Here is a 9154-nt window from a genome sequence, read left to right as displayed (position 1 = left end):
GGGGGGGGTCCCGGGCCGGCCCGTCTGGCGGGGACTCCTTTGGGGGGCGGTGGCGCCCCCTTTTTTGCCAGGGGCCGCGCCCCCCCCCCGCGCCGCGGGGGGGGGGGGGCCCCCCCGCGTCTTCACAAGACGCCGGTTCAATAAGCCGGCCGCCTACAGGGCCTGCGGGAACGTCCGGAAGAGGTGCTGCGGGTCGTACGTCTGCTTCACCTTCGTGAGGCGGTCCGCGGCCGCCCCGTAGTACGCCTGCTTCCAGTCCTTCAGGGCCGGGTCGGCGTAGTTCTGGTAGGCGGCGCCGGAGGCGTACCGGCGCATGGCGGTGTGCATGCCGTTCAGCCAGGCGCTCTGGGCCTTCCCCGCGCCTCTGGGGGCCCAGGAGGCGAGGTACTGCGCGAGGAAGCGCGAGCGGCGGTGCACGAAGGCCGTGGCGGTCGGCTTCACACGGTTGATCGCGCCACCCAGGGCGGTGAAGGCGACGTTGCCGTTGACGCCGTTGCGGCCCGCGCGCTCGATCTGGTCGATGACCGTACGGATGCCCGCCGCGCTCAGCGAGCGGTTGAAGAAGTCCGAGCGGGCCGCGTAGGTCTCCCGGCCCAGCTGCCCCGAAGTGGTGTGCCCGGGGACCTTCCCCGGCTGGTGGCACTGGGCGGTGGTCTTGGTCGAGCAGCCCGCGTACGCCTCCATCGCGTCCAGGTACGGCTTGGGCCGGAGCGAGACCGAGGACGCCGGGCCGGGGCCGCCCGCGCGGTCGGCGAGCCTGTCGACGGCGTTCTGGAGGTCGCGGTACGACCCGAGGGAGAACGCGGCGACGGAGACGGTGGGGGTGCCGCCCGGACGCGCGTCCAGGTGGCAGCTGGACCAGATCTCATCGGCCTGCACAGGGCCCCACTCCTGCCAGGAGCGCAGCACGGCGGCGGCCTTGGACCACGGCCACGTCAGGTACGCCATGACCGCCTTCGGAGCCTGGTGCGTACGGAAGCGCAGCTCGGTGACCACGCCGAAGTTGCCGTTGCCCGCGCCGCGCAGCGCCCAGAAGAGGTCGGCGTGCTCCTTCGTGTCGCAGTGCAGGGTCTTGCCGTCGGCCGTGACGAGCGTCGCGCCGACGAGACTGTCGCAGGTCAGGCCGTACGCGCGGGAGACGACGCCGTGGCCGCCGCCGAGGGTGAGGCCGGAGATGCCGACGGTCGGGCAGGAGCCGCCGGGGACCGTCACGCCGTGCTTGCCCAGGCCCTCGTAGACGTCGATGAGCTTGGCGCCGGCGCCGATGCGGGTGGTGCCGCCGGACGGCGCGGAAACCCTGGAGAGCGCGGAGACGTCGACTATGAGGCGGTTGTCGCCGCTGGACCAGCCGGCATAGGAGTGGCCGCCGTTGCGGATGGCGACGGGCGTGCGGTGCCGGCGCGCGAACGCCAGGCACTCGGCTATGTCCGCGGCGTGCTTCACGTACGCCACAGCCGCGGGCCTCAGCGTGTCGTAACGGGTGTTGTAGAGGCGGCGCGCCGTGCTGTACGCGGCGTCGCCCGGGCGTATCAACTGCCCGTCCAGGCCCTTGCGGAGCGCGTCCCAGGAGGTCTTGGCGGCCGCCGCCCTCGTGGCCGCGTGGCCCGCCTCCGTACCGCCCGCCACCGCCCAGGCCGCCGTGGTCGCCGCGAGTCCGCCGCCCGCCTGCAGAAGTGTGCGCCGCTTCACGGCCGCCCCCTTGCCGTATCGCGCCAGAGGCGCTGTGCCGTTGCCTTCCCCCAGCCAGATGCGGAAGTGGGGCAGCGGGTTCCACCGGGGGCGGGGCGCGGGGAGTGAACGGGGGGACTGCGGGAGCGTACGAGGACCGGCCCCTGAAGGCCGGCGGCCGACCCCTGAAGGCCAGTGGTCGGCTCCTGAAGGCCGGCGCCCGGCCCCTGAAGGTCAGCCGTCGGCCCCTGAAGGTCAGCGGTCGTCGCCCGAGTGCCGCTCCGCGTCCGTACGGGCCTGCGAGCGGGCGCGGCGGGCCGGGCCCGACCAGCCGCAGCTGCACCGGGCGAGGCAGAAGGCCCCGCGCTCGGTGGTCGTGGTGCGGTGCGTCCCGCCGACGCCGGCGCCGGCGTCGGGGACGGTGGTCTGCGGATCCTGGATCGCGTACGGCACACACCCACGCTACTGCCGGTTGGACCAAGTGGGCGTGACGGGCCAGATGAACGGTCGTTGAACGAAATGGTTGCCCGATGCCGGCCGCGCCGTGCGGCGGCGGGTCGGCGGCGCGACAGCGGCAGGGGGCTCGTGCGCGATGGTGGTGCAGGACAGACGGAGCGGTGGAGCCGTCGCCGTCGCCACGGCGGCGGGGCTGGCGCTGGGAGCCGGCCTGCTGACATCGGGGTGTACGACGGATGGCGCGGCCGCCGACGACGTACCCGCCGGCCCCGTCCCCTCGGTGGCCCTCCGGCAGAGCGCCGACGCGCTGGTGCGCGGCGCCACCTCACAGGTGCGGACGACCCTGGAGACCGCCAGCGGCGGCACCCGCGTCGCCATCCGCGGCGCCGGGCACTACGACTACCGCCGCGGCACGGGCCGGCTGCGGCTGGTGCTGCCGGAGCCCGCCGGGCCCGACGGCCGGGCGCGCGAGCCGATCACCGAGATCTTCGCGCCCGGCGCGCTCTACATGAAGAACCGCGGCGCAGGGGTGCCCGCGGACAAGTGGGTGCGGGTGGACACCACGGCGCTGTCCGACGGCAATCTCGTCACGGGCGGCGCGACCGATCCGCTGGCCGCGGCCGAGCTGCTGCGCGGCACCCGGCGGGCGGCGTACGAGGGTGAGGAGCGGCTGCACGGGGTGCGCGTGCGGCACTATCGGGGCACGGCCGACATCGGTGTGGCCGCCGACGCCGCCTCGAAGCACACCAAGCCTTCGCTGAGCGCGGCCGAGAAGGGGTTCACGACCGGCGCGGTGCCGTTCGAGGCGTACCTCGACGACGTGGGGCGGCTGCGCAAGCTGCAGTACCGGTTCTCCTTCGCCAACGGCTCGCCGCACGGTACGGAGGTGACGTCCACGCTCTCCTACGCCGGCTTCGGGACGAAGGCGCCGGTCGAGCTGCCGCGGCGGGCGGACATCTACACGGGACGGATCGCGGCGGCCGGCGGCGGGTGAGGCGCGGGGCGGGCGCCCCGGTCTGCGGCCCGCCGCGCCGGGCACATGCCCCGAAGGCTTGCCGGGCGGCGTAAATGGTCCATCCGTGCCATGCGCGGGGCGTGCACGCGTCCCTACCCTGGGCGGTAACCGCCAGAAGAGTGGCATGGGCCTCGAAGGAGGAGGTGTTGTACGTGGCGCCGCACCGCAGTCAGATGGCTCAGGACCACGTGGCCCTCGTCGAGATCGACCTGGCTGGTGAGTTGATGATCGCGGCGGCGACCTCCCCGGAGGACCGCCTCAGCCCGGACCGTATCGACGAGGTGCTGGACGTGGACGCGGACCGTGACGCCAGAGAATCCGCAGCGAAGGCGGAGCGGGACTCCGCGACCGCCCGGCGGCGGTAAGGAGCGGCCATTTTCGGCCGCGGCCCCGGCGTGGGATACGTCACGCCGGATCACTCACCCGCACGGCCAGGACCGGCAATCGGGGCCCGGACCCTGCCCCTCTCCGGTCGGCGGGCGGCGTATGTCACGTACGCAGCATGCGCTCGATGGCCTTGGTGGCTTCCTTCACCTTCTCGTCGATGGCCTCCGGCCCCTTCACGGCCGCGTCGGCGACGCAGTGCCGCAGGTGTTCCTCGAGAAGCTGCAGGCCGAAGGATTGCAGGCCCTTCGTGCTGGCCGAGACCTGGGTGAGTATGTCGATGCAGTAGACGTCCTCCTCCAGCATCCGCTGGAGGCCCCGGATCTGCCCCTCGATGCGGCGCAGCCGCTTGATGTGAGCGTCCTTCTGCTTCGCGTACCCGTGGATGCCCAGATCGTGATCGGTCACGGCCTGGGGGTCGCCCTGGGGCACGCCCTGCGGCTCCGCGCCGTGGCAGGCCCCGGCGGCTGCGGTGGCTGCGGTGGTGCCCTCGGCGTCGGCGTCCGTGGTCGTCATGGGCTTCTCCCCTGGTACGTAGCCGGTTCATATACCCCTGGTGGGTATATGGTACAGAATTTCGCGCCCGAGGGAGATACCCCGCGCGGGGCGCGGGGCAGGTACCCCGTGCAGAGCATGCTGCCCGATGCGCGACACTGAGGTAATGCCGGTTAGCAGTGGCTGGATGATGCGCCTAGCATCATCTCGACCGAATCCGATGCACCCCGAGGATTTCACGTGCGCTTTCGTCTGACCCCCAGGGAGACGAGCTTCTACGACATGTTCGCCGCCTCCGCGGACAACATCGTCACGGGCTCCAAGCTCCTGATGGAACTGCTCGGGGCGGACGCCTCCGCGCGGGCAGAGATCGCCGAGAGGATGCGAGCGGCGGAGCACGCGGGGGACGACGCCACCCACGCGGTGTTCCACCAGTTGAACTCCTCGTTCATCACGCCGTTCGACCGCGAGGACATCTACAACCTCGCCTCGTCGCTCGACGACATCATGGACTTCATGGAGGAGGCCGTCGATCTGGTCGTCCTCTACAACGTCGAGGAGCTGCCCAAGGGCGTCGACCAGCAGATCGAGGTGCTGGCGCGGGCGGCCGAACTGACCGCCGAGGCCATGCCGAACCTGCGGACCATGTCCAACCTCACCGAGTACTGGATCGAGGTCAACCGCCTGGAGAACCAGGCCGACCAGATCCACCGCAAGCTGCTCGCCCACCTCTTCAACGGCAAGTACGACGCCATCGAGGTGCTGAAGCTCAAGCAGATCGTGGACATCCTCGAAGAGGCGGCCGACGCGTTCGAGCATGTCGCCAACACGGTCGAGACGATCGCCGTGAAGGAGTCCTGAGCGCCGGCCATGGACACCTTCGCGCTCATCGTGACCATCGCGGTCGCGCTCGGATTCACGTACACCAACGGCTTTCACGACTCCGCGAACGCGATCGCGACCTCGGTCTCGACGCGCGCGCTGACGCCGCGGGCCGCCCTCGCGATGGCGGCGGTGATGAACCTCGCCGGTGCCTTCCTGGGCAGCGGGGTCGCCAAGACCGTCAGTGAGGGCCTGATCGAGACGCCCAGCGGCAAACAGGGGATGATGATCCTGTTCGCCGCGCTGATCGGCGCCATCGCGTGGAACATGGTGACCTGGTACTTCGGTCTGCCGTCGTCCTCCTCGCACGCGCTGTTCGGCGGCATGGTGGGCGCGGCGCTGGCCGGGTCCTCGACCGTCTACTGGTCGGGCGTCTGGGAGAAGATCGTCCTCCCGATGTTCCTGTCGCCGCTGGTCGGCCTGATCGTCGGCTACTTCGTGATGGTCGCCATCATGTGGATGTTCAAGGGCTCCAACCCGCACAAGGCCAAGCGCGGCTTCCGTATCGCGCAGACGGTCTCGGCGGCGGGCATGGCGCTCGGCCACGGTCTCCAGGACGCCCAGAAGACGATGGGCATCGTGGTGATGGCGCTGGTCATCGGCGGTGTCGAGGGCCACGGCGACCCGATCCCGATCTGGGTGAAGATCGCCTGTGCGGCGATGCTGTCGCTCGGCACGTACGCGGGTGGCTGGCGCATCATGCGCACCCTCGGCCGCAAGATCATCGAACTGGACCCGCCGCAGGGCTTCGCCGCCGAGGCGACGGGTGCGTCGATCATGTTCAGCACCGCGTTCATGTTCCACGCGCCGATCTCGACCACGCACGTGATCACGTCCGCGATCATGGGCGTCGGCGCGACGAAGCGGATCAACGCTGTCCGCTGGGGCGTCGCCAAGAACATCATCCTGGGCTGGTTCATCACGATGCCGGCTGCCGCGGCGGTGGCCGCGGCCTCGTACTGGGTCGTGAACCTGGCGTTCGGCTGAGTTTCGGCCGCGGGCCGTCGGCGCGGGGCTCTGCCCCGGACCCCGGTCCTCAATCGCCGGACGGGCTTGATTTTGGCCCGCGAAGCCAAGCAAATGGGCCCGCCCCCATCAGGGGGCGGGCCCTTCGTCCTGTGGTGGCACCGCCATGCAGCACCGCAGGACGCTCGGTGGCGTCGGTCGGACAGCCGTCGCGAAGAGCGACTCAGCCGAAGCGGCCGGAGATGTAGTCCTCCGTGTCCTGGACCGACGGGTTGGAGAAGATGCGCTCGGTCTCGTCGATCTCGACGAGCTTGCCGGGCTCGCCGACGGCGGCCAGGTTGAAGAACGCCGTACGGTCCGAGACGCGCGCGGCCTGCTGCATGTTGTGCGTCACGATGACGATCGTGAAGCGCTCCTTGAGCTCCCCGATCAGGTCCTCGATGGCGAGGGTGGAGATCGGGTCGAGCGCGGAGCAGGGCTCGTCCATCAGCAGGACCTGCGGCTCGACCGCGATCGCGCGGGCGATGCACAGGCGCTGCTGCTGGCCGCCGGAGAGGCCGGAGCCGGGCTTGTTCAGCCGGTCCTTGACCTCGTTCCAGAGGTTGGCGCCCTTGAGGGACTTCTCGACGACGTCGTTCAGCTCGGACTTCTTCTTCACGTCACCGTTGAGCCGCAGGCCCGCCGCCACGTTGTCGAAGATCGACATGGTGGGGAAGGGGTTGGGGCGCTGGAAGACCATGCCGACGGTGCGGCGGACGGCGACCGGGTCGACGCCCGAGCCGTAGAGGTTCTCGTCGTCCAGCAGCACCTTGCCCTCGACGCGGCCGCCGGGGGTGACCTCGTGCATCCGGTTCAGGGTGCGCAGGAAGGTGGACTTGCCGCAGCCGGAGGGGCCGATGAAGGCCGTCACCGAGCGGGGCTCGACGGTCATGGAGATGTCGTCGATGGCCTTGTGGCTGCCGTAGAAGGCGGAGAGGCCGCTGACGTCGATTCGCTTGGCCATGGGAATCACTGCTTCTTTCGTGCGCGCTGCGGTCAGCGGCCGGTCTTGGGGGCCTTCCAGCGGGCGATGCCGCGGGCCACCAGGTTCAGGATCATGACGAAGGCGATGAGGACGAGGGCCGCGGCCCAGGCGCGGTCGTAGCTCGCCTCGGAGCCCTGCTGCCACTGCTGGAACACATACAGCGGCAGGGACTGCTGGGCGCCTTCGAAGGGGTTGTTGTTGATCGTCTTGGCGCCCCACACCAGGAGCAGCACCGGGGCGGTCTCGCCGGTGATGCGGGCGATGGCGAGCATCACGCCGGTGGTGATGCCACCGATGGAGGTGGGGAGGACGACCTTGAGGATCGTGCGCCACTTCGGTACGCCGAGGGCGAGGGACGCCTCGCGCAGCTCGTTCGGTACCAGCTTCAGCATCTCCTCCGTGGAGCGCACCACGACGGGCATCATCAGGATGGCGAGCGCCATGGCGCCGGCGAATCCGGAGGGCCCGAAGCCGAGGATCAGGATCCAGACGGAGAGGACGAAGAGGCCGGCGACGATCGAGGGGATGCCGGTCATGACGTCGACGAAGAAGGTGACGGCCTTGGCGAGCTTCCCGCGGCCGTACTCCACGAGGTAGACGGCGGTCAGCAGGCCGATCGGGGCGGCGATCAGGGTGGCGAGGCCCACCTGCTGGAGGGTGCCGGTGATCGCGTGGTTGATGCCGCCGCCGACCATGGCGTCGGGCAGGGTGCCCATGGAGTGGGTGAGGAAGTACCCGTCCAGGACCTTGCGGCCGCGGGCGACGGTCTCCCAGATGAGCGAGGCCAGCGGGAGGACGGCGAGCAGGAAGGCGATCCAGACCAGGCTGGTGGCCAGCCGGTCCTTGGCCTGCCGGGCGCCCTCGACCTTGGTGGCGATCGTGAACGTACCGGCGACGAAGAGCAGCGCGGCGATGAGGCCCCACTGGATCTTGCTGTCCAGGCCGGCGGCCAGGCCGATGCCGACGCCCGCGGCGAGCGCGGCCAGCGCGAAGACCGGCGGGGACCAGCGCGGCAGCCGGGCCTGCTTCAGGGAGACGGGGGGCAGCGGCGCGCTGTCCGCGACCGGCCGCTTTTCCGTTGCGACGTTACTCATGCGTTGGCCCCCGAGTACTCCTTGCGGCGGGCGATGATCAGGCGGGCCGCGCCGTTGACGAGCAGGGTGATGACGAAGAGGACGAGGCCGGAGGCGATCAGCGCGTCCTGGCCGAAGGTGTCCGCCTCACTGAACTTGCTGGCGATGTTCTGCGCGAACGTGCCGCCGCCCGGGTCCAGCAGGCTGAGTCCGATGAGGAAGCTGGGGGAGAGGACCGTGGCGACGGCCATGGTCTCGCCGAGCGCGCGGCCCAGGCCCAGCATCGAGGCGCTGATGATGCCGGAGCGGCCGAAGGGCAGCACCGACATGCGGATGACCTCCCAGCGCGTGGCGCCGAGGGCGAGCGCGGCTTCCTCGTGCATCTTCGGCACCTGGAGGAAGACCTCGCGGCTGACGCTGGTGACGATCGGCAGGATCATGATCGCCAGCAGGATGCCGACGGTGAACAGCGAGCGCGCGGCGCCCTGGGAGTAGCTGAAGACCCCGGTCCAGCCGAGGTAGCTGTCCAGCCAGCTGTACAGGCCGCTCAGGTGCGGGACGAGGAAGAGCGCGCCCCACAGGCCGTAGATGATGCTGGGGACCGCGGCGAGCAGGTCGATGACGTAGCCCAGCGGCGAGGCCAGCCTGCGCGGCGCGTAGTGCGAGATGAAGAGGGCGATGCCGACCGCGACGGGGACCGCGATGATCATCGCGATGACCGAGCTGACGACGGTGCCGAAGGCGAGGACGGCGATACCGAACTTGGGCTCGGCGCCGCTCGGGTCCCACTCGAAGGTGGTGAAGAAGTTCGCCTTGTCGCCCTGGATCGCCAGGACGGAGCGGTAGGTGAGGAAGGCCGCGATGGCGGCCATGATCACCAGCAGCGCGATGCCGGAGCCACGCGAGAGACCGAGGAAGATCCGGTCACCGGGGCGGACGGCCTTGCCGCTGACCTCGGAGGCCGCGGCGGGCGCTGCGGGGGGTGGGGACTGGGGTATCGCTGAAGTATCCATGGGGGTTCTCCGGTCTGCGGAGCCGGTGGGCTCCAGGCGGCGGTGCACCGGACGGGCGGCGGGCGGGGGGGGGGGGGGGGCCGGCCCCCCCCCCCGGGGGGGGGGGCGGGGGGGGACCGTAGTTGGGGCCAGCGGGGCGCTGACGGGGGGGAGCGGGGCGGATCCCCCGGACATAAAA

The 9154-nt window shown here is 70.8% G+C and carries 10 protein-coding genes; 4 read left to right on the top strand and 6 right to left on the bottom strand.

What is annotated here, in order from left to right; translation table 11 throughout:
- Positions 1-153: 153 nt before the first annotated feature.
- Complete coding sequence (locus ACIGXO_RS33550; RefSeq protein WP_399794472.1) at positions 154-1689, bottom strand: FAD-binding oxidoreductase; 1536 nt, start codon at positions 1687-1689, stop codon at positions 154-156.
- A gap of 234 nt (positions 1690-1923) precedes the next feature.
- Positions 1924-2109, bottom strand: a complete 186-nt coding sequence (locus ACIGXO_RS33545) for a hypothetical protein (RefSeq protein WP_399794487.1) — start codon at positions 2107-2109, stop codon at positions 1924-1926.
- 151 nt (positions 2110-2260) lie between these two features.
- Here ACIGXO_RS33545 and ACIGXO_RS33540 point away from each other — a divergent pair, with 151 nt between their 5' ends.
- Positions 2261-3118: a hypothetical protein gene (locus tag ACIGXO_RS33540; protein WP_399794470.1), complete on the top strand. Its 858-nt coding sequence runs from the start codon at positions 2261-2263 to the stop codon at positions 3116-3118.
- A 194-nt stretch (positions 3119-3312) separates the two neighbouring features.
- On the top strand, positions 3313-3504 hold the full coding sequence (locus ACIGXO_RS33535) for a hypothetical protein (RefSeq protein ID WP_399794468.1): 192 nt from the start codon (positions 3313-3315) through the stop codon (positions 3502-3504).
- A 124-nt stretch (positions 3505-3628) separates the two neighbouring features.
- Here the strand turns inward: ACIGXO_RS33535 and ACIGXO_RS33530 are convergent, their stop codons facing one another.
- Positions 3629-4039, bottom strand: a complete 411-nt coding sequence (locus tag ACIGXO_RS33530) for a metal-sensitive transcriptional regulator (RefSeq protein WP_399794465.1) — start codon at positions 4037-4039, stop codon at positions 3629-3631.
- A 219-nt stretch (positions 4040-4258) separates the two neighbouring features.
- Here ACIGXO_RS33530 and ACIGXO_RS33525 point away from each other — a divergent pair, with 219 nt between their 5' ends.
- Entirely contained in the window at positions 4259-4879 is a 621-nt protein-coding gene (locus tag ACIGXO_RS33525; protein WP_030267458.1) for a DUF47 domain-containing protein, read from the top strand.
- Between the two features lie 9 nt (positions 4880-4888).
- Positions 4889-5887, top strand: coding sequence for an anion permease (locus ACIGXO_RS33520; RefSeq protein ID WP_399794463.1), 999 nt, complete (start codon positions 4889-4891; stop codon positions 5885-5887).
- A gap of 202 nt (positions 5888-6089) precedes the next feature.
- Here ACIGXO_RS33520 and pstB read toward each other — a convergent pair whose 3' ends face one another.
- The 3 genes from pstB to pstC are packed head-to-tail and all read right to left on the bottom strand — an operon-like array spanning position 6090 to position 8976.
- Positions 6090-6869: a phosphate ABC transporter ATP-binding protein PstB gene (gene pstB / locus ACIGXO_RS33515; protein WP_031067264.1), complete on the bottom strand. Its 780-nt coding sequence runs from the start codon at positions 6867-6869 to the stop codon at positions 6090-6092.
- A 32-nt stretch (positions 6870-6901) separates the two neighbouring features.
- Positions 6902-7984, bottom strand: coding sequence for a phosphate ABC transporter permease PstA (gene pstA / locus ACIGXO_RS33510; RefSeq protein ID WP_399794460.1), 1083 nt, complete (start codon positions 7982-7984; stop codon positions 6902-6904).
- Positions 7981-8976, bottom strand: coding sequence for a phosphate ABC transporter permease subunit PstC (gene pstC / locus ACIGXO_RS33505; RefSeq protein ID WP_399794458.1), 996 nt, complete (start codon positions 8974-8976; stop codon positions 7981-7983). Before pstC ends, pstA begins: the two co-directional genes overlap by 4 nt.
- Positions 8977-9154: the final 178 nt, after the last annotated feature.

This window comes from Streptomyces sp. NPDC053542, from assembly GCF_044544685.1.
Taxonomy (GTDB): Bacteria; Actinomycetota; Actinomycetes; order Streptomycetales; family Streptomycetaceae; genus Streptomyces.
Note: the sequence above shows the minus strand (reverse complement) of the source record. Positions and strands in the feature narration are given on the sequence as shown.

Coding starts and splice junctions, on each gene's coding strand:
- ACIGXO_RS33540 (WP_399794470.1), top strand. CDS start 2,261: ATGGTGGTGCAGGACAGACGGAGCGGTGGAGCCGTCGCCGTCGCCACG.
- ACIGXO_RS33535 (WP_399794468.1), top strand. CDS start 3,313: ATGGCTCAGGACCACGTGGCCCTCGTCGAGATCGACCTGGCTGGTGAG.
- ACIGXO_RS33530 (WP_399794465.1), bottom strand. CDS start 4,039: ATGACGACCACGGACGCCGACGCCGAGGGCACCACCGCAGCCACCGCA.
- ACIGXO_RS33520 (WP_399794463.1), top strand. CDS start 4,889: ATGGACACCTTCGCGCTCATCGTGACCATCGCGGTCGCGCTCGGATTC.
- pstB (WP_031067264.1), bottom strand. CDS start 6,869: ATGGCCAAGCGAATCGACGTCAGCGGCCTCTCCGCCTTCTACGGCAGC.
- pstA (WP_399794460.1), bottom strand. CDS start 7,984: ATGAGTAACGTCGCAACGGAAAAGCGGCCGGTCGCGGACAGCGCGCCG.
- pstC (WP_399794458.1), bottom strand. CDS start 8,976: ATGGATACTTCAGCGATACCCCAGTCCCCACCCCCCGCAGCGCCCGCC.